Genomic DNA, 1028 nt, shown 5'->3' on the forward strand with positions numbered 1-1028 from the left:
TATACAAAAATAAGTATTTAGATAAGAGGAAAAATATGAAAAAATTATTAGTATCATTAGGTGCAATCGCACTTACTGCAACTCCTTTAACAGTACTTGCATGTTCATCTGATAAAGATGATAATACTGATCCAGTTGATCCAGGAACTGGTGATAAAACTCAATTATCAGAAATTCTTAAAGATACTTCAATTGAAGTAGAAACTGAAGAAGATAAAATAAATGTAGAAGTTATCTCAAACAAATTAATTGAAGCAAATAAAGATACATCTTTAGCAGCTGAAATGTTTGGAATTGCAATTAGTAATGATGGTAAAGTTGAAGCTATTGGTATGGGTGATTACGAAGGTAATATAGAAATTACTATTATTGTTGCTGGGGATCCAGTTGATCCAGCTGAAGCAGAACTTCAAGCAGCTAAAGATGAATTACGAGCAATCATTAATGGTGTTGGTGGTGAACCAGAACAATCAACTAACTTAATTCAAGCAATGGCTATTGCAATATGGGCAGTTGAAGAAGCTGAAGATGCTACTTTAGAATTAATTCAAGCAGCTAAGGAAAATTTAGAAGATGCAATTGCTTCAAATGATTCAGATGTTGCTGCTGATAAATTAAAACGTGCCATTGATACTTTAAAAGAATTGTTAACAACTGTTGGTATGTTACCAGAACATTCAAATAATCTAGAAGAAGCGATTGAAGAAGCAAACAAAGCACTTGAAAGTAATGATTTAGATCAAATTAAAACAGCAACAACTAATTTAGAAGCAGCGATTGCTTCAAATGAATCAGATCTTGAAAATGAAAAAACAGTAGAAAATAAATAATTACTAAAATTAACTAAAAGAGTTAGAGAAATCTAACTCTTTTATTTTAGACATTCGTTTCAATTCATTAGCTTTTTTCAATAAAAACCAATTTTCACTTGACGGGGGGGGGGGGGGGGGGGTAATCTATACTATTTATGAGCATTTGAACAAATGCGTTGTACATATACAAAAATAAGTATTTAGATAAGAGGAAAA

1 protein-coding gene is annotated in these 1028 nt (G+C 31.2%); it reads left to right on the top strand.

Translation table 4 applies throughout. The features are described from left to right. Positions 1-35: 35 nt before the first annotated feature. A complete protein-coding gene (locus T347_RS0100005; protein WP_031541966.1) occupies positions 36-830 on the top strand; it encodes a hypothetical protein in 795 nt (264 codons plus the stop codon). Positions 831-1028 lie beyond the last annotated feature (198 nt).

Origin of the sequence: Mesoplasma photuris ATCC 49581, assembly GCF_000702725.1 — a bacterium.
Classification (GTDB): Bacteria; Bacillota_I; Bacilli_A; order Mycoplasmatales; family Mycoplasmataceae; genus Tullyiplasma; species Tullyiplasma photuris.